Source organism: Streptomyces sp. NPDC055025, assembly GCF_053608565.1.
Genome location: NZ_JBSGVS010000076.1, coordinates 23,627 through 41,512 on the forward strand (window position 1 = coordinate 23,627; position 17,886 = coordinate 41,512).

General features: G+C 72.4%; 14 protein-coding genes. 8 read left to right on the forward strand and 6 right to left on the reverse strand.

Going from position 1 to position 17,886, the window contains the following annotated elements:
• Nucleotides 1-44: 44 nt before the first annotated feature.
• Nucleotides 45-770: a dienelactone hydrolase family protein gene (locus ACWGDX_RS33895; RefSeq protein WP_453631872.1), complete on the forward strand. Its 726-nt coding sequence runs from the start codon at nt 45-47 to the stop codon at nt 768-770.
• 58 nt (nt 771-828) lie between these two features.
• On the opposite strand, the gene ACWGDX_RS33900 is transcribed toward ACWGDX_RS33895, so the two are convergent.
• Nucleotides 829-1,797, reverse strand: a complete 969-nt coding sequence (locus tag ACWGDX_RS33900) for a UbiA family prenyltransferase (RefSeq protein WP_453631874.1) — start codon at nt 1,795-1,797, stop codon at nt 829-831.
• 230 nt (nt 1,798-2,027) lie between these two features.
• Here ACWGDX_RS33900 and ACWGDX_RS33905 point away from each other — a divergent pair, with 230 nt between their 5' ends.
• From ACWGDX_RS33905 to ACWGDX_RS33915, 3 genes are read left to right on the forward strand one after another with little or no spacing between them, the layout of a single operon-like run.
• Entirely contained in the window at nt 2,028-3,080 is a 1,053-nt protein-coding gene (locus ACWGDX_RS33905; protein WP_453631876.1) for a type III polyketide synthase, read from the forward strand.
• A gap of 43 nt (nt 3,081-3,123) precedes the next feature.
• Nucleotides 3,124-3,648 (forward strand): isoprenylcysteine carboxyl methyltransferase family protein, encoded by a 525-nt coding sequence (locus ACWGDX_RS33910; protein ID WP_453631878.1) that lies wholly within the window; start codon nt 3,124-3,126, stop codon nt 3,646-3,648.
• Complete coding sequence (locus ACWGDX_RS33915; RefSeq protein ID WP_453631880.1) at nt 3,645-4,661, forward strand: NAD(P)/FAD-dependent oxidoreductase; 1,017 nt, start codon at nt 3,645-3,647, stop codon at nt 4,659-4,661. The genes ACWGDX_RS33910 and ACWGDX_RS33915 overlap by 4 nt, the downstream gene beginning before the upstream one ends.
• A 153-nt stretch (nt 4,662-4,814) precedes the next feature.
• Here the strand turns inward: ACWGDX_RS33915 and ACWGDX_RS33920 are convergent, their stop codons facing one another.
• Nucleotides 4,815-6,071 carry a DUF4032 domain-containing protein gene (locus ACWGDX_RS33920; RefSeq protein ID WP_453631882.1) on the reverse strand — a complete coding sequence of 419 codons (1,257 nt, stop codon included), beginning with the start codon at nt 6,069-6,071 and terminating at the stop codon, nt 4,815-4,817.
• A 455-nt stretch (nt 6,072-6,526) separates the two neighbouring features.
• On the opposite strand from ACWGDX_RS33920, the gene ACWGDX_RS33925 reads away from it, so the two are divergent.
• Entirely contained in the window at nt 6,527-7,096 is a 570-nt protein-coding gene (locus ACWGDX_RS33925; RefSeq protein ID WP_453631884.1) for a TetR/AcrR family transcriptional regulator, read from the forward strand.
• Here the strand turns inward: ACWGDX_RS33925 and ACWGDX_RS33930 are convergent.
• Complete coding sequence (locus ACWGDX_RS33930; RefSeq protein ID WP_453631886.1) at nt 7,086-8,840, reverse strand: TIGR03767 family metallophosphoesterase; 1,755 nt, start codon at nt 8,838-8,840, stop codon at nt 7,086-7,088. The two genes, ACWGDX_RS33925 and ACWGDX_RS33930, sit on opposite strands and share 11 nt — an antisense overlap.
• 524 nt (nt 8,841-9,364) lie before the next feature.
• On the opposite strand from ACWGDX_RS33930, the gene ACWGDX_RS33935 reads away from it, so the two are divergent.
• Nucleotides 9,365-9,916: a DUF6630 family protein gene (locus tag ACWGDX_RS33935; RefSeq protein ID WP_453631888.1), complete on the forward strand. Its 552-nt coding sequence runs from the start codon at nt 9,365-9,367 to the stop codon at nt 9,914-9,916.
• 20 nt (nt 9,917-9,936) lie between these two features.
• Here ACWGDX_RS33935 and ACWGDX_RS33940 read toward each other — a convergent pair whose 3' ends face one another.
• The 3 genes from ACWGDX_RS33940 to ACWGDX_RS33950 form a co-directional block, all read right to left on the reverse strand.
• On the reverse strand, nt 9,937-11,289 hold the full coding sequence (locus tag ACWGDX_RS33940) for an NAD(P)/FAD-dependent oxidoreductase (protein ID WP_453631890.1): 1,353 nt from the start codon (nt 11,287-11,289) through the stop codon (nt 9,937-9,939).
• A complete protein-coding gene (locus ACWGDX_RS33945) occupies nt 11,286-12,740 on the reverse strand; it encodes an FAD-dependent oxidoreductase (protein WP_453631892.1) in 1,455 nt (484 codons plus the stop codon). Before ACWGDX_RS33945 ends, ACWGDX_RS33940 begins: the two co-directional genes overlap by 4 nt.
• A 163-nt stretch (nt 12,741-12,903) precedes the next feature.
• Nucleotides 12,904-14,406 (reverse strand): FGGY family carbohydrate kinase, encoded by a 1,503-nt coding sequence (locus ACWGDX_RS33950; RefSeq protein WP_453631894.1) that lies wholly within the window; start codon nt 14,404-14,406, stop codon nt 12,904-12,906.
• Nucleotides 14,407-15,091: 685 nt separating this feature from the next.
• On the opposite strand from ACWGDX_RS33950, the gene ACWGDX_RS33955 reads away from it, so the two are divergent.
• Both ACWGDX_RS33955 and ACWGDX_RS33960 read left to right on the forward strand, forming a co-directional pair.
• On the forward strand, nt 15,092-16,099 hold the full coding sequence (locus ACWGDX_RS33955; RefSeq protein ID WP_365904236.1) for a hypothetical protein: 1,008 nt from the start codon (nt 15,092-15,094) through the stop codon (nt 16,097-16,099).
• A gap of 124 nt (nt 16,100-16,223) precedes the next feature.
• Nucleotides 16,224-17,753 carry an amino acid permease gene (locus ACWGDX_RS33960; protein WP_453631896.1) on the forward strand — a complete coding sequence of 510 codons (1,530 nt, stop codon included), beginning with the start codon at nt 16,224-16,226 and terminating at the stop codon, nt 17,751-17,753.
• Nucleotides 17,754-17,886 lie beyond the last annotated feature (133 nt).

The following is a 17,886-nucleotide window of genomic DNA, read 5'->3' on the forward strand; positions in this document are numbered from 1 at the left end:
CGTCCGGTCCCGGTGCCACCCGTCACCGTCGAGGAGCGCCGTCCATGGCCAGCGAACCCACCTTCCAGAACGTCTCGTTCCCGAGCGCCGGAACCACCGCGTACGGCTATCTCGCCGTACCGCCCGCCGGACACGGTCCCGGCGTCATCGTCATCCAGGAGTGGTGGGGGCTGACCGCGCACATCAAGGACGTCACCGACCGCTTCGCGCAGGCCGGCTTTGTCGCACTCGCCCCCGATCTGTACGGCGGGCGGGTCGCCCACGACTCCGACGAGGCACTGCGCATGATGTCCCAACTGCCCACCGGGCGGGGCGTCGAGCTGCTCTCCGGCGCTGTCGGCTACCTTCTCTCGCGGCCCGGGACGGACGGTGACACGGCCGGGGCCGTCGGCTTCTGCATGGGCGGCGGATTCGTCCTCCAGCTCGCCGCCGCCGACGAGCGCGTCTCCGCCGCCGTGCCGTTCTACGGCGTCATCCAGGACGGTATGCCGGACTTCTCCCGCCTCAGGGCGGAGATCCTCGGTCACTACGGCGAGGACGACCACACCGTGCCGCCCGAGACCCTCGACGAGCTCCGGGCCACGATCGAGGCCCGGTCGGGCATCGTGCCGGACTTCAGGCTGTACCCGGGCGCGGGCCACGCCTTCTTCAACGACACCCGGCCCCAGGTGTACCGCGCCGAGGACGCCGAACTGGCCTGGGAACGCACGCTCGCCTTCCTCCGCGAGCGGCTCGCCCCGTCCGCGGCCGGGGCGTCCGCGACCGACTGACCGATGCCCGGGGCCGATGCCCGGGGCCGCCGTGGGACCGGCGCCGGCCACCCTCGGCTCAGCCGAGAGCCGTCCCCCGCCACAGCAGCAGCGCGACATCGACACCCGCGACCAGGATCGCCGTGAGGAAGGGGAGTCTCGGCCGGTGGCGGCCCATCAGCGAACCGCCGACCCCGGCGACCAGGGCCAGGGCCACCGCGACGGCACCCAGCACGCCCGGTCCGCCGAGCGCGAGCAGGACCGTCGCCGCCACCAGCGGGGCGGGCAGCAGCAGCCGTATCCGCGCCGGCCCCAGCCGCTGCGGCCAGCCGCGTACGCCCAGAGCCAGATCGGAGTCGACATCGGGCAGCACGTTTCCCAGATGCGCGCCGACGCCCACCAGCGCCGCCGCGGTGACGATCCACCAGGCGGGCCGGGGCTGACCGGGCAGACCGAGCGTCACAAAGGCGGGCAGCGCGGCGAACCCGACCGCGTACGGCAGCCACGACAGGACGGTCGACTTGAGCCGGAGGTTGTACGTCCACGCCGCGGCCACTCCGACGAGATGCACCGCACCGGCGAGCCACCCGTACGCCAGGGACAGCGGTACGCACAGAGCCAGCGCGACCAGCGCGGCGGCGCCCACGGTCCGCGCGCCCACGGCCCCGCGCACGACGGGCTTGGCGGTGCGTCCGGCCGCGGTGTCGCGCGCCGCGTCGAGCGCGTCGTTGCTCCAGCCGACCGACAACTGCCCGGTCAGCACGGCGGCGGCGACCAGCAGACAGCCGGACGCGCTCTGCCCGGCGGCCACCGCGAGTCCGGCGATCAGCAGCGTCACGGCCGCCGCGGGCCCCGGGTGGCACGCGCCCAGCAGGGCGGCGATCCCGCGCGGCCACCGTCCCGGTGCGCCGCCGCGCGGCCCCCCGCCGGTGCTCCCCGTCCGGCCGGGAAGGCCCGCCCCGTCGGCGGGAACCGCCCGCCCGGCCGTGTCCACCGAGTGGGGAAGGTCCGTTCCGCCGGCCGCGTCCAGCGCGTCGATAGCGTCCACGCGGCCATCGTAGGCAGGGCGCGGTGACCGTACGAGTACACCGCCGTCCCACCCGTCCGGGGAGCGGACCCGTGGCCGCGGGAGCCCCGGTACCGTACCGCCGGGGCGATACCGCCGGAGTGATATCGCCGTCGCGGGGCCGTACAGGCGACTTCGTGTGTGACGCGGCGGTGCGGGGGCAGGGATTGCTCGTCAGTCGCCCTCGGCCTCCCCTCGACCTCGGACCGCAGATGACTCGCATCGCCGCCGTCCATGGAGCCCTGGCTCCGTATCAGCACTCCCAGCGGGATCTCACGGACATGGTCGCCAGGGCCTGCCCGCCCGGGAAGGTGGACCGCCGGGTACTGGACCGGCTGCACGGCAGCGCGCGCGTGGACACACGTCATACGGCCCTGCCCCTCGACCGGTACGCGGAGCTCAAGGACTTCGGCGAGGTCAATGACGCCTTCATCGCCGCGGCCGTACCGCTGGGAGCCGAGGTCGTCGCGGGAGCGCTGGACGCGGCCGGGCTCTCCCCGCGCGATGTCGATCTGCTGATGTTCACCTCGGTGACGGGTATCGCCGCGCCCTCGGTGGACGCGCGTCTGGTGGCACGGCTCGGTCTGCGCCCCGATGTCAAACGGGTGCCGGTCTTCGGACTCGGGTGTGTGGCGGGCGCGGCGGGAGTCGCCCGGATCCACGACTATCTGCTCGGACGGCCCGACGACGTGGCTGTCCTGCTCTCGGTCGAGCTGTGTTCGCTCACCTTCCAGCGCGACGACCCGTCACCCGCCAATCTGGTGGCCTCCGGGCTCTTCGGGGACGGCGCGGCGGCCGTGGTCGCCTGCGGAGCCCGCCGCCGCACCACCGGTCCCGCCGTCGTCGACACCCGCAGCCATCTCTACCCGGACACCGAGGAGGTGATGGGGTGGGACATCACCGGTTCCGGCTTCCGTATCGTCCTGGACGCGAGCGTTCCCGACCTCGTACGCAAGAACCTTCCCGAAGAGGTCGACGGATTCCTCGCCGAGCACGGACTGCGGCGCCAGGACATCACCGCGTGGGTGTGCCATCCCGGTGGGCCGAAGGTGCTGGAAGCGGTCGAGGAGGCACTCGAACTGCCCGGCGGAGCGCTCGACATGACCTGGCGTTCGCTGGCGGCCGTGGGGAATCTGTCCTCGTCCTCCGTGCTGCACGTACTGCGCGACACGCTGGAGCGACGGCCGCCACCGCCCGGGACCGCGGGGCTGATGCTCGCCATGGGGCCGGGATTCTGCTCCGAGCTGGTGCTGCTCCGGTGGTAGGCCGCGACGAGCGGCCGCGACCGGCGGAGAGGGACGGGGAGAGATGATCTGGTACACGGTGCTGGTGCTGGCCGTCGGCGCGGAGCGCGTCGCCGAACTGGTCGTCGCCCGCCGCAATACGCGCTGGAGTCTGGAGCGCGGCGCCGTCGAGCGGGGGCAGGGGCACTATCCGCCGATGGTCGTCCTCCACACGGCCCTGCTGCTCGGCTGTCTGGCAGAGGTGTGGCTGACCGGCCGGCCCTTCGCCCCGGCGCTCGGCTGGACGATGTTCGCCGTCGCCGTGGCCGCGCAGGGGCTGCGCTGGTGGTGCATCCGTACGCTGGGCCCCCGCTGGAACACCAGGGTGCTGGTCGTGCCGGGACTGCCGCTGGTCACGGGCGGTCCCTACCGGCTGCTGCGGCACCCCAACTATGTGGCGGTGGTGGCCGAGGGCCTCGCGCTGCCCCTCGTGCACGGCGCCTGGATCACCGCGCTGGTGTTCACCGTACTCAACGCGGCGCTGCTGACCGTCCGGATACGGTGTGAGAACGGCGCCCTGGAGACGGCTGCCGCGGGCGCGCGTCCGTGATCGACGTACTGGTGGTGGGCGGCGGGCCCGCCGGACTCGCCACGGCGGTCCACGCCACGCTGGCCGGACTGGAGACGGTGGTGATCGAACCACGCGCCACCCCGGTCGACAAGGCCTGCGGGGAGGGCGTGATGCCCAGTGGCGTACGCGCGCTGACCGCCCTCGGACTCGACCTCCCGCACGGCCGTCCGCTGCGCGGAATCCGGTATGTACGCGGATCCCACCGGGCGGAGGCGCCGTTCGACGACGGACCCGGGCTCGGGACACGGCGTACGGAACTGCACGCGGCGCTGGCGCGGCGGGCCGCGGAGACCGGGGTGACCTTCGTGACCGGCCGGGTCGGCGACATCGCCCAGAGCGCGGACTCCGTGAGCGCGGGCGGGCTGCGTGCCCGCTGGCTGGTGGCCGCGGACGGACTGCACTCGCCCGTACGGCGCGGTCTCGGTCTCAGCCTGCCCGACCGCGGGCCCCGGCGTTACGGTCTGCGGCGGCACTACCGCATGAAGCCGTGGACGGACTTCGTGGAGGTGCACTGGTCGTCGGCGGGCGAGGCGTATGTGACGCCGGTGGCCGACGATCTGGTGGGGGTGGCCGTGCTGAGCACGGTACGGCGCGGCTACGACGCCCATCTCGCCGGATTCCCCCGGCTGCTGTCCCTGCTGGACGGGGAGCCCGCGAACGCGGTGCGCGGGGCGGGCCCGCTGCGCCAGCGGGTACGCGGCCGTACGGCGGGCCGGGTGCTGCTCGTGGGCGACGCGGCGGGCTATGTCGACGCGCTCACCGGTGAGGGCATCGCGCTCGCGCTGGCGTCGGCGGAAGCGGCCGTACGGTGTCTGCGGGCAGACCGGCCGCAGGAGTACGAGGACGCGTGGCGCAGGCTCTCCCGACGCCACCGGCTGCTGACGGAAGGGCTGCTCAGGGTCAGTGGTCACGCGGCGGGCGCGCGGCTGATCGTCCCGGCGGCGGCCCGGATGCCGTCGCTCTTCGCGGCGGCGGTACGCGCCTTGCAGTGAGGCGCCGCGTACGGCCCGGTGGGCGGGCCCGCGGACCGCGGCCCGGGAGCCCGCCGCCGCACGGACGCACGGCCGGTCGCGGGGACCGGTGTCCGCCGGGGGGCGTCCGGTGTCCGCCGGGGTCGCGCCCGGTGGGTTCCGGGGCGGCGCCGCTCAGGGGGACAGGGCGTTCGACGCGTCCGCCGTCGGCGGGAGCATCGCCTTCACCGAGTGCGGCAGGACATGTGCGACATAGTCCTCGATCGTCGCCTCCAGCCCCACATCGCGCCCCGCGCGCTCCGACAGGTACCAGCGGTGCTCCAGCACCTCGTGGTAGATCTGCGCCGCGTCCATCTCCCCGCGAAGCTCAAGCGGTACGGCCCGGACCGTCGGCCGGAAGACATCACGGACCCAGCGGTGCGCCAGCACCTCCGGGCGGGCGCCCAGCGGATCGCCCGGCGCGTAGTCGTCCTCGCCGGCCATCCAGCTCTCCAGGTCGTTGAGCAGCCGCCGCGCCTGGTTCTCCTCGGCGTCCAGCCCGGTCAGCCGCAGAAGCTGGCGCTGATGGTGGCCCGCGTCCACCACCTTCGGCAGGAAGGTCACCGTGTCACCGACCGGGGAGCGCTCGATCTGCATCTCCGCCACATCGAAGCCCAGATCGTTCAGACGCCGGATGCGCCGGTCGATGTAGTGCCGTTTGTCCACCGGGTACACCGACTCGCGTGTCACCTCGTGCCAGAGGTCCTCGTACCGCTGGACGATCGCCGCGCCGAACGGCACCGGATCCACCGACGGATGGAGCGCGCCCGACGCCTCCAGGTCCATCAGCTCCCCGGCGATGTTCACCCGGGCCAGCTCGATGTCGTACTCCCGCTGGCCCCGGCTCAGATTCGGCTGGATCTGTCCCGTCTCGGCGTCGACCAGATACGCGGCGTACGCACCGGCGTCACGGCGGAAGAGCGCGTTGGAGAGCGAGCAGTCGCCCCACGCGAACCCGGCGAGATGCAGCCGTACGAGCAGGACCGCCAGCGCGTCCATGAGCCGCTTGACGGTCGTGGGGCGCATCGTCGACTCGAACATCGAGCGGTACGGGAGCGATCCCTTGAGATGGCGGGTGATCAGCGCCGGCTCCAGCGGCTCGCCGTCCGCGTCCACCCGTCCCGTGACCACCGCCAGCGGATCCACGGCGGGGATGCCGAGCCGGTGCAGATCGCGCAGCAGCCCGAACTCGCGCACCGCGCCCCGCTCGGATATCTCCTTGACCGCCACCACCTCGGGGCCCGCGGACGCGAACCGTACGACATGGCGTGAGATACCGCGGGGGAGGGCCACCAGACAGGCGTCGGGCCACTCGTCGAGCGGCACGTTCCACGGCAGGTCGAGCAGCACGGCGGGCTGCTCGGGATTGGTCGCGCTGATCTGAAGCGCCATCGTGCCTCCCACGGCGGTCGTCGGGCGGGCGGCGAACCGCGAACCGCGAACCGCCCAGAACAGTGTGCAGGGTCGCGGAAACACCTGACGCACGGGTGGCGCGTGCCCGGTGAACGCCGGGGGGAGGCCCTGGGGTGTCGCAAGGGTGCACAGCTGTTCACCCTGGGGGTGAACGGCTGTGCACCCCCTGATTCCGCCGCCTGCGCCGCCCCTGCCCCCGACGCGCCCCGTCCGGATCCCGCCACGCTGTGTCTGCCGCCGCGGCGGATCATGGCCACCGGTACGGTCGGGCGGGACGACCGGACGGCGTCGCTGGCCCAGGAGGGCACATGAACGGGCAGGCAGGGGAAGAGACGGCCGGCGGTGGAGGCGGGGCCGGTGAGGGCGGCACGGAGGGGGGATCTCCGACCGACGGGGGATCTCCGACGGAGGCGGAGGCGGAGGTGGGGACAGAGATGGGGACGGAGGCGGAGGCGGAGGTCGAGGTGGGGACGGGGACGGGGCGTGACGCGATCCTGCGGGCCGCGCGGCGCGCGTTCGCCTTCCGCCCCTATGCCGAGGTGACCCTGCGGGGTATCGCCGCCGACGCGGGGGTCAGCGCCTCGTTGATCGTCAAGCACTTCAGCACCAAGGAACGGCTGTTCAACACCGTCGCCGACTTCGGCCCCGCGGCCGACCAGCTCTTCGCGGCGCCGCTGGACGGGCTCGGCCGCCATCTGGTGCTGACCATGGTCCGCAGCCGCCGTGAGCAGCAGGGAGACCCGCTGCTGCGGGTCGTGTTCGCCCTCGGCAACGACGACGAGCGCGTCCTGCTGCGCGAACGCTTCGACGAGCAGATCACCCGACGGCTGACGGCTCTCCTGACCGGCCCCGAACGCTCCCTGCGGGCCGAGCTGATCGTCGGTCTGCTCCTCGGTCTCGGCGTCACCCTCAGCCTGCACCGCGAGGGCGCCAACGCGCGTGCCGCGCCCGAGCATCTGGCGGCGGTGTACGGTCCGGCGCTCCAGCGGCTGATCAGCGTGTGAGCAGCAGTTCGGTGTTGCGGTCCATCAGCTTGCCCGCGGGTGCGGTGGTCGAGCCCGGCGCGTTGTGCGCCAACTCCCGGTAGAGCGCGGCCAGTCCGGTCTGCGACAGATCGTGGAAATCCGTCCGGTGCGGGGCCGCCGACTCGATCAGCGTGGTGAACAGGGACAGGGTGCCGTCCCTGTTGTCGGTGATCTCGATGATCCTGGCGAGCTGCGGGAAGTCGATGTGCGAGGCCGTCGAGATCTCCCAGAAGGAGCCGCGCGCGTTGATCGAGTTCCGGTGGCTGTGACCGTTGACCCAGGCCAGCACGGGCCGGTGCTGGTTGAGCAGGGCCAGCACCTCCTCGCCGTTGTGCCGGCCCTCGCCGGGACGGGCCGGATCGGGATGCGTATTGGTCATCGTCCAGCTGTTGTGATGGCTGAAGACCACGACGTATCCGTCCCGGTGCTCCTTGAGCGTCCGTTTCAGCCAGTTGAACTGCGTCGTGTCGAGCGAACCCGTGAAGTGCCCGGCGCGATCGGTGGTGTCCAGACTGATACCGGTGATGTTCTCGCCCATGGGGAACGTGTAGTACAGCGTGTCGCTGTCGAGATTGGCCGAGGTGTAGCCGTGTCCCGCCGGGCCCGCGCCCAGGCGCGCCGGGTCGAGATGCGCGGACAGGTACTCGCGCGGGCCGAACGGCGCCCGGCCGGGGTCGGGGGTGACGGAACGCATCGAGCGCCTCGACCGGCGCAGCAGATCGATCAGTTCACCGCCGCCGGGCATGCTGCCCTTGGCGAGGATCTTCGCCAGCGCCTTGGCGTCGGCGTCCGGGATGTCGTACAGCTTCCGCGCGCCGACCGCGAATTCGGCCAGATAGCCGGTGCGGTCGGCCATGGCACCGCTGGCCAGGCTGTCGTGGTTGCCGACGGTCGAGTACCAGGGAAGCCGCAGTCCGGGGCTGTTCACCGAGCGGATCGCGGCTTCCAGGAAACCGTCGATACGGGGGAAGCCGTACTGCTTGTCGGTGTCGCGGCGGGAGTCCTCCGGGTGCCAGAACAGCCGTTCGCCGGAGTTCTGCACTCCTTCGTAGCGGCGGCCGTCACCCGTGTTGGGGGAGATACGGCCCCCGCTCATCACCGTGAGATACCAGTCGAGTTCGGCCCGGGAGTTGTTGTCCGTGTTGTCGCCGGTGGTTACGGCGAAGGACAGCGGCTCCCCGGTCTCGGGTCCGGCGTTGATGGCGTTGATCTGCTCGATCAGGGCCACCGCCCCCGGCACGGTGAGCGCCTCCTGGGGCCGCCACCCCGAAACCCCCAGCGAGCGCAGATACTCGGTGCGCACCGGGTGCTGGACGTCCGTCAGATGCAGATCGGTGAGCTGTACGAAGGAGCTGAGCACCGTGCGCCGGGCGGTACGGCCGGCCCGGGGAGCCGCCAGCGACTCCCGTACGACCCGGCGCCAGCCGGGCCCGTCGCCGAGGCGGCGGAAGGCCGCGGAGGAGTCGCGCGGCGCGGCGACCGCCTCCAGCGTCGTACGCGCCGGAACAGCGCGGGTGGGAGTGCCGGCGGGCGTGGGGGAGGCAGGGGGGAGAGGGACGGGCACCGCCGACGCGGTGGCCGCGCCGGGCGCGGCGGCGGCCTCTCCTGAGCCGCCGCCCGCGCCGAGCGCCAGTCCGATGCCCGCGGAGATACCGACCGCCCCGGTCGCGGTGAGGAAGGAGCGACGGTCGACAGCGGTGACTGCGGAGCGTATGCGTGTCATGGGTGCGGTCTCCCGAGTGCGAGCGCATCAGCAAGAGCGCCCGGGGATTGCCCCCGGGTTACCCCTCGATGGTCGACACGCGGCGTGGCCTGCGCGTGAACGACATTCCAACTGCGAACACCCATCTCCACACAGGGATCACCGACGTCGGCGAACCGTCGCCGTGTACATGGCCGCAGGACGGGAGCCGGTCACTCACCGTTCACCGTGCGGGGAAGCGGGGCACCTGATGTGTCACCTTCCGCCGCCCGCGCCCGGATGCCGGGCCTGCTGTCCTCGTCCCCGGGCTGTCCTTCGCTTCTGCGACGGCCGCCCGCTTCCGCGACGGCCGCCGCCGGTGCGAGTGCCGCCGCGGGCCGCCGCCGCGGCGGCGCCGTGTGCCGGTCCGTTGTCGTACCCCCGTGGCAGAGTCTTCGACGGGAACGGCGCGCTACGGCGTCGGGCCCCTGAGCCCGTGTGCTCGCCGAGCCCATGTGCCCTGTGAGTCCATGCCCTTGAGCCGATCCGGAGAAGGAGACGCCGTCATGCCGGAGCGCACGACACCCACCGCCGAGGCGCTCGCCGAGCTGGCGGAGCTCCTCGCCCCCGGCCGCCCCGCCGTCGCCGAGGAGGTCCTGTTCGCGTACGACGACCCGGAGGCCTATGTGCGGACGTATGCCCGGCGGCTGGAGGACCGGGGGATCGACGAGCCGACCGACGACCTCGCGTGGATCGCGCTCGTGGACGCGCTGACGGCGCGGGGCCTGCTCGCCGAGGTCGACTGGAAGGAGGACGGCGAGGAGATCAGACGCCAGGTCCGGGCCCTCGAATCCCGTCCGTCCACCGATCCGTGGACCCTCTCGGACGGAGGCGGGACGGACGCGGCGGACGACGACGCGGAAGCGCGCGACACGTTCGCCTTTCTGACCCACTACGGCAGGCTCCACCTCGAAGCGGGCACGGCGCTCGCGATGCTCGACATGGATTCGGACTGCTATCCGCTGGTCCTTCTCCCGGTGGCCCGCGCGGCCGGGCTCACCTCGCTGGCCCGGCGCGCCGGGTTCCTCGCGTCGGTCCTGGGATCGGACACCCTCTGACGACGGCCCGTGCGGTGTCCTCAGCCCGCCGAGATCACGACCGGGCCGCCGCCGGGGCGCGCACGGTCCATCCAGTCGGCGGAGGCGTACAGGGGGCGGTTGGGGGCCGCCGCCCCGCGGAGGCGTTCGCGGTGCAGGAGACGGCCGTCCTGGGTGACGACCAGCGTCGACAGCCGGCCGGCCGTCGCGGTCGTACGGAGGGTGAACCGGCCCAGCGGCGGGCGGGGGCCATGGGGGTCTATACGGTTCGGGGCGACCCACCGCAGGGGCGCGTCGACCTCCACCGGCACCTGGCGGCCGGGCCAGCCGCCGTCCGCGAGATAGCGCAGCACGGGCCCCGCGACCAGCCTGCCCTCCCGGGCGGCCGTGCCCGCGGGTTCCACGGCGTGCAGCAGATTGCCGACGGCGAAGACCCCCGCCGCGGCCGTACGGAACGCGGTGTCGACCGCCGGGCCCCGGGTGCCCCGGTCCAGCGCGATACCGCCGAGCCGGGCGAGTTCATGGTCGGGGATCCAGTCACCCGTGAAGACGACCGTGTCACAGGCGACGGTCGTGGTCCTGCCGTCCGTGTGCCGCAGCGCGACACCCGAGAGCCGGCCCCGGCCGAGGAGTGCGGTCACCGTCGTCCCGGTGAGCAGCGGGACACGGTGGTGCAGCCGGGCACCGAGCCCCGACACCCGGGAGGTCTGGTGGCGCGGCTGGTCCGTGACCATCGCGGCGATCTCGACGCCCGCGCCCCGCAGGGTGCGTACGGCGGAGTAGCCGACCGGTTCGGCGCCCACGACCACCGCCCGCAGACCCACCCGCTGACGGTGGAGATGGACGGCCTGCTGCAACTCACCGGTGGTGAACACACCGGCCGGCCGGGTCCCCGGCACGAGTCGTGCGCTGCGGGGCCGTTCGCGCGCGCCGGTGGCCAGGACGACCGCCCCGGCCGTCAGACGCTCCAGTCCCTCCGGGCCCGTGGTGTCGACGCCGAGCGGACCCGGGCTCCCCGCCGGGTCCCCGCGGCCGTTCCGTCCGAGCCGTCCCGCCCAGCCCGTGACGGAGACCCCCGTACGCAGGACCGCGCCCGCGCCGGTCGCCAGATCGCACCAGTGGCGGGCATACGCGGGGCCGTTCATCGGGCGCCACAGCTCGCGCGGCCCGAACCCCGAGTGGTACCCGAACCCCGAGTGGTAGCAGTGGCGCGGGACACCGCCTGCCTGCTCCTCGCGGTCGACGACCTCGACCGTGCCGGCGCCCGCGGCGGCCAGCCGGGCCGCCGCCGCCAGACCGGCCGGGCCCGCGCCGATCACCAGCACATCGACCGTGCGCGGTCGCCGGTCGGGTCCGGGGACGGGGAAGCCGTCCCGGTCAGTCGTCGCGCTCATGGTCCGACCTCCGGCCGCGGGGATGGTCCGCCGCCCTCGGAAGCGGCGGAGGCGCCGGTCGTCCCGGGGGCGAGCAGGGCGCGTACGGCGGCCCCGCAGTAGAACCCCTGGCACCGGCCGCCCCGGGCGCGGGTGCGCCGCCGCAGCCCCTCGGGAGTGCTGGGCGCGATCGTACTGGCGAGAGCGTCCCGGATCTCCCCCCGGGACACCCGTTCGCAGTGACAGACGAGCCGGCCGTACTCCGGGTCGGCCGCGATCAGATCGGCGCGTTCGTAGGGGCGCGGAAACGCCTCGCCGATATTCGGCATCCGCACGGGTTCATGGTCCCGTGGCGTACCCAGCTCCCGGCCCGCGCCGGCGAGCAGCTCCACCACATGCGCGGCGATCGCCATCGACGCCGTCAGCCCGGTGGAGCGGATGCCGCCCACCGTCACATACCGCTGCTCGGGGTGGTGGCGGATCTGGTAGTCGTCGTCCTCGGTGGCCGCGCGCAGCCCCGCGTAGACGGCGGTGACCTCCTCGTCGAGCAGCGCGGGCAGGACGCGCCCGCCCCGCTCGCGCAGAAAGGCCAGCCCCTCCGCGGTGGAGCAGGTCGCCGTCCTGTCCTCCAGGTCCTCGGCGGTCGGCCCGAGCAGCACATTGCCGTAGACCGTCGGCGCCACCAGCACTCCTTTGCCGAGCGCGGTGGGCACCGGCAGCAGGATATGACGGACCAGATCGCGGGCGAACTTGTCGAAGACCATGAGCTGACCGCGCCGGGGTCTCACGGTGAAGTCGGCATGGCCGAGCATCCGGTCGATCTCGTCGGCGCGCAGTCCCGCCGCGTTGATCAGGGTGTGCGTACGCAACGGCCCGCGGACGGTGCCGAGTTCATGGGGGGATCCGGCGTCGACCCGTCTCACCGCGCAGTTGAGATGCAGATCGGCGCCGGCGCGGACGGCCTGGGTGGCGTACGCGAGCGTGGTCGTCCAGGGGCAGATGACGCTCTCGCCGGGGACGTCGAGCGCGCCGAGCGCGCCGGGCCCGAGACATGGTTCGCGGGCGTACAGTTCGTCCGCGCCGATGATCCGGGTCTCGCGGTATCCGTTGCGCTCGGCCTTCTCCACCAGCCGGGGCAGGGCGGCCAGTTGCTCGTCGTCCCAGGCGACGAGCAGCGCGCCGACCGGCTCGACGGGGATACCGGCCTCGGCGGCATAGGCGGCCAGCAGCCGCTGTCCCTCCCGTACCAGCCGGGACTCCAGCGAGCCGGGCACGGCGTCGAAACCGGTGTGCAGAATGGCCGTGTTGGCCTTGGACGTGCCCTCGCCGACATCGTCGGCCGCCTCCACCAGCGCGACACGCAGCGGATGGCGGGCGAGTTCGCGCGCGATGGCGGTACCGACGACTCCCGCGCCGATGACGGCGATGTCGTACACCTCGTCCGGCAGACTTCCGGAGGTGGTGACAGCCATGATGCTCCAGTTCCGGGCTCGGACTCGCTGAGGGACGTGGTGAGGGAGGTGGCGACGGGGGTGGTGAGGGGGGTGGTGAGGGACTCGGTATGGCCCCGATGCCGGGCGGGGGCATGGGCGCCGGACCGGTTCATGTCCGGTGCCGGGGGCGGGGCCGCGGCGCTCAGTGCCCCATGGCGGCGGCGGGCGGGGGCGTACGGTCGAGCAGCGCGGTCACCGCCGCGCGGAACACGCCGAGACGGTCGGCCGCCTCGGCCGGGCCGATCCGCGGCTCGTAGACCGCCGAGGGCTTCCAGTCCGGCACGACATGACGGAGTGTCAGCTCCGGATCGAGACCGAGACGCGCGAGCGCGCCCACCCCGAGCGCCGTGACATCCGGCAGCGCGGAGACCTCGACGGGCCGTTGCAGCAGATCGGCCTGCGTCTGCATAAGCAGCGAGGACCGCGTCAGACCACCGTCCACCCGCAGACTCGTCAGCTGCTCGCCGAGATCGACGGCCACCGCGTCCGCCAGCTCCACGACCTGGGCGGCGATGCCCTCGCACAGCGCGCGCACCAGATGCCCGGCACCGGTGTCCAGTCCCAGACCGCTGATCGAGCCGCGCAGATCGCCACGCCACCATGGCGCGGCGAGTCCGGCGAGCGCCGGTACGAAGGTCACCCCGCCGCTGTCCGGTACGGAGGAGCCGACCGCGTCCAGCTCGGCCGCCCCCGAGATGACCCCGAGACCGGTCAGCCAGCCCACGGCGGACGCGGCCGTGTAGACCTGCCCGTCGAGGCAGTAGCTGGTGTGGCCGCCGAGCCGCCAGGCGACACAGCTCACCAGCCCCGTCGTGCCCCGGCGCGGCCGGTCGCCCGTCTGGGCGAGCAGGAACGCCCCCGTGCCATAAGTGCACTTGGCGGAGCCCGGTTCGGTCACACTCTGCGCGAGGAGCGCGGCCTGCTGGTCGACGATCACCCCGGTCAGCGGGAGCTCGCCGCCGAAGGCGCTGGTCGTGCCGACCGCCCCCGCCGTGTCGACGACACCGGGCAGCGGCTCGTCGGACAGTCCGAAGATCTCAAGGGCCTCCGACGACCACTCGGCGTGGTCGAGATCGAGAAGCTGGGTGCGGCCGGCGGTCGCGGCGTCCGTGACGAACGCGCCGGTCAGCTGGTGGATCAGCCAGGAGTCGCTGGTGGTGACGGCGCCCTCGCGGGTCAGCCGGCGCCGGATCCACGCCATCTTCGGCGCGGCGAAGTACGGATCGAGGGGAAGCCCCGTCAGCCGCCGCAACCGCTCCCCGTGCGGGGCGAGTTCGGCGCAGAGGGACTCCGCGCGCCGGTCCTGCCACCCGATCGCGTCGGTGAGCGGCGCGCCGGTGGCCGGGTCCCAGGCGAGCACCGTCTCGCCCTGGTTGGCCAGACCGACGGCCGCGACCGGTTCCGCGGCGTCCGCGAGGGCCGCGCGTCCCGCGTCGAGGACGGAGCCGAGCAGTACGGCCGGATCGATCTCCACCAGTCCGTCCGGGCCGTACCGGGGCGGGGCGGGTGCCGATCCGCTGCCGATCACCCCTCGTTCGGGACAGATGACCAGAGCCTTGGTGGACGAGGTGCCCTGATCGATGGCGAGCACCGGCCGGGTGGCCGAATCGGCGCGTGGCTGGGGCGAGTAGTGGACTGGCGGCATGTCCCGATTCCTTGTGTCAGGGGTCTTGTCTTCGGTCGCTTCGGCGTTTTCTCCGGCGAATTCGGTGAGTTCGACGGCTTCGGACCGGTCAGGACGTCGAGGGGTCCGCCGGGGCGGGGCTCTTCGGGGCTCTTCGGGGCGTGTGGGGCCTTCCGCTGCTGGGACGTGATCGCTGAGCGAAAGCGTGGTGCAGGTCAGAGCGGGCGTCAAGGGTTCCCCGGGCCGTCCGTGCGCCGCTGCCGGCGGGCACGCTTCCGCCATCCGTGGAGCGCTCCGGCAACGGCCCGGAGAAGGGCACAACCCGCCTTGATCAACGGAGAGTTGCGAAAGATCAGCAAAGTGTTCGAGCACGGTCACTCCGGCCCCTACACTGATCGCCGCGGCGACAGGCATCCTTGACCGGTTTCGCCCTTGCCCGCGGCCACGACAGGTCCGTACCTGCGTGACGCTCCCTGGTTCGCTCGCTCCACCCCCCACCGTCCTAGAGGATCTATGACGACCATATGTTCAGCCGGATATTTCCTCGGTCGTGCCCGGCCATGTACGGCCCATGGGACGTCCGGGTTCCTGGACGCCATCCGTGTGTGTCATGCCCGTGTCCAGGGGCCGCCAGGGACGGGAGTGGAGGTCTGGTGCTAGGTTCCCCCGCCCGGCCGTCCCGCCCCCGGCGGACGGAGCCGAGCTGATGGCGGGCGATCACTTCCGCCCGGTGTACCACCCGGCCGGTCATGACAACGAACTGCGCGCGGCGGTACAGGATCTGCGCACAGGACGCTGGGTCGCGATGCGCAACCTCCTCGCCGAGACGACCGATTGGGGACTGTGGACGCAGCGGACCCAGGTCTTCGCCGCCGTGGCCGCCGGTTCCGACGCCGTACAGGCCTGGCGTACCGAGGAACCGCGGAGCCTCGCCGCGACCGTGATGCATACGCGCGTCATGGTCGAGCGCGCCGTACGGGCCCACCGTGAGGGACATCCGCGTACCCAGGAACTGTGGCAGCAGGCATGGGAGGCGTGTCGCGCGGCCACGCGCCACGCGCCGGCCGACCCGGTGCCCTGGGTGTGCCTGCTGGCGCTGGCCCAGCTCGACGGCAAGCAGCAGATGGAGGAGCACCGGCTCGCCCCGCCGGGGCCGATGCTGTTCCCCGGTCCCTGGGCCCTGCTGGCCGAGGCCGACAAACGCGACCCGTTCAACCGCGAGGCGTACCACCGCATGCTCCAGTTCGTCTACGCGCGGCGGGCCGACGGATCGCTCTCCGAGGCGGTCAACTTCGTGCAGTGGGCGGCCTCGGCGGCTCACGAGGGCTCCGCCCTGCACGTACTGCCGCTCTATGTGCGGGTGGAGCGCTACCGCCGGGAGAACGGCCATGAGAAGGCCCTGGATCTGCACTGGGTGACGGAGGACGCGACGCGGGACGCCCTGCGGGCCCTGCGTCTCTGGTTCGACCACGCGGCCCTGGCCGAGGCGTCCCTGCTCGATCTGAACCATCTCGCGCACGCCCTGTGGGGGGCGCTCCAATTCGACGCGGGGGCCCGGGTGTTCGAGGCGCTGGGCCCTTTCTACGCGACGCTGCCGTGGGCGTACCGTACGCGGAGTCCCGGCGACGCGGCACAGGCCGAGGACGTGTTCCTCCGTGCCCGCGGCCGGTGCCTCGGCGCCGTGCGCGAGGGGCGGAACGGACCGTCCGGCTGAGCCGCTTCCCCCGGGACCGTACCCACCGCACGGCTCCGCCCGCACCGCACCGCATCCGTACCAGCACCGCCGCACGATTCCTGTCCCGACTCCTACAGGTGTGTTTCCCACCGGAGGTACTTCCGTGTCCGTTTCCCCGCCAACGTGGTCGAAGGCCGACCTCGTGCCGCAGAAGGACGAAGAGCAGCGACTGCGGGAGCTGGGCTATCAGCCGGTCCTCGCCCGCCGTATGGGCGGCTTCGGCAACTTCGCGATCAGCTTCTCGGTCATCTCCATCCTCTCCGGCTGTATGACCCTGTACGGCTTTGGCATGGGCGCCGGAGGCCCTTCGGTGATGCTCTGGGGCTGGGCGGGCGTCGGTCTCTTCGTCCTCTGCGTGGGCATGGCACTGGCCGAGGTCACCAGCGCGTACCCCACCTCGGGCGCGCTGTACTACATGGCCGACCGGCTGGGCGGACGCAAGTGGGGCTGGTACACCGGCTGGCTGAACCTGCTCGGACTGCTGGGCGCGATCGCGGGTATCGACTACGGCGCCGCGCTCTTCACCGGGGCCTTCCTCAATCTCCAGTTCGGCTTCGACCCCACGCCCGGCTGGACCATGGTCATATTCATGTGCATCCTGCTGCTGCACGCGACCCTGAACCTGTTCGGCGTCCGCCTGGTCAGCGTGCTCAACTCGATCAGTGTGTGGTGGCATCTGGCCGGTGTCGCGATCATCGTCGGCGCTCTCGCGATCATCCCCGACAGCCACCAGTCGCCGTCGTTCGTCTTCACCGAGTTCGTCAATGAGACCGGCTGGGAGAACCCCGTCTATGTGGCGGCCATCGGTCTGCTGCTGGCGCAGTACACCTTCTCCGGATACGACGCCTCCGCGCATCTCTCCGAGGAGACCTCCAACGCCTCGGTGTCGGCGGCGCGCGGTATCGTCCGCGCCATCTGGGTCTCCTGGATCGCCGGCTTTGCGCTGCTGGCCGGACTCACCTTCGCGATCCAGGACTACGCGGGCACCCGGAACAGCGACACGGGCGTGCCGCCCGCGCAGATCCTGATCGACGCCCTCGGCACCGGCGGTGCCACCGCGCTGCTGCTGCTGGTGATCGTGGCGCAGCTCTTCTGCGGCAACGCGGAGGTCGCCGCGGCCAGCCGGATGGTGTTCGCCTTCAGCCGCGACAACGCCCTCCCGGGCTCCGCGCTCTGGCGCCGTGTCAGCAGCCGTACCCAGACGCCCGTCCCCGCGGTCTGGCTCTCCGTCGTCGTCGCGTGCCTGCTGGCCGTGCCGTCCCTGTACTCCACGACCGCGTACGGCGCCGTGACGGCCATCAATGTCATCGGTATCACCCCCGCGTACGCCATCCCGATCTATCTGAGGCTGCGCGCGGGCGACCGCTTCGAGCCGGGACCCTGGACGCTGGGCCGCTGGAGCAAGCCGATCGGCTGGATCGCGGTGGTGTGGGTGGCCGTGGTCACGGTGCTCTTCTGTCTGCCGCAGTCCAACCCGGTGACCGTCGACTCGATGAACTACGCGGTGATCGCCCTGGCCGTGGTGCTGGTCCTGGCCACGGTGTGGTGGTACGTGGCCCGTAGCTCGTACAGCACACCGCAGGCGTACGGCAACGCCCGCGAGCAGTCGGAGATCTCCGAGGGCATCGTCTGACCGCGGACGGCCGTGGACGACCGTGGACGGGGGGTGGTGTGCGGCGGGTCTAGAATGTGCGCAGCGAATTCCAGAGATGTCATGAATTCAATCATTTGTGAAAACGTGCGAGGGCGGGTAAAGCCTTCTAGCG

Excerpts from the sequence above, each read along its gene's own strand:
- ACWGDX_RS33895 (WP_453631872.1), top strand. The coding sequence starts at position 45 with ATGGCCAGCGAACCCACCTTCCAGAACGTCTCGTTCCCGAGCGCCGGA.
- ACWGDX_RS33940 (WP_453631890.1), bottom strand. The coding sequence starts at position 11,289 with ATGAGCGCGACGACTGACCGGGACGGCTTCCCCGTCCCCGGACCCGAC.
- ACWGDX_RS33955 (WP_365904236.1), top strand. The coding sequence starts at position 15,092 with ATGGCGGGCGATCACTTCCGCCCGGTGTACCACCCGGCCGGTCATGAC.
- ACWGDX_RS33930 (WP_453631886.1), bottom strand. The coding sequence starts at position 8,840 with ATGACACGCATACGCTCCGCAGTCACCGCTGTCGACCGTCGCTCCTTC.
- ACWGDX_RS33950 (WP_453631894.1), bottom strand. The coding sequence starts at position 14,406 with ATGCCGCCAGTCCACTACTCGCCCCAGCCACGCGCCGATTCGGCCACC.
- ACWGDX_RS33925 (WP_453631884.1), top strand. The coding sequence starts at position 6,527 with ATGGGGACGGAGGCGGAGGCGGAGGTCGAGGTGGGGACGGGGACGGGG.
- ACWGDX_RS33920 (WP_453631882.1), bottom strand. The coding sequence starts at position 6,071 with ATGGCGCTTCAGATCAGCGCGACCAATCCCGAGCAGCCCGCCGTGCTG.
- ACWGDX_RS33935 (WP_453631888.1), top strand. The coding sequence starts at position 9,365 with ATGCCGGAGCGCACGACACCCACCGCCGAGGCGCTCGCCGAGCTGGCG.
- ACWGDX_RS33905 (WP_453631876.1), top strand. The coding sequence starts at position 2,028 with ATGACTCGCATCGCCGCCGTCCATGGAGCCCTGGCTCCGTATCAGCAC.
- ACWGDX_RS33910 (WP_453631878.1), top strand. The coding sequence starts at position 3,124 with ATGATCTGGTACACGGTGCTGGTGCTGGCCGTCGGCGCGGAGCGCGTC.
- ACWGDX_RS33945 (WP_453631892.1), bottom strand. The coding sequence starts at position 12,740 with ATGGCTGTCACCACCTCCGGAAGTCTGCCGGACGAGGTGTACGACATC.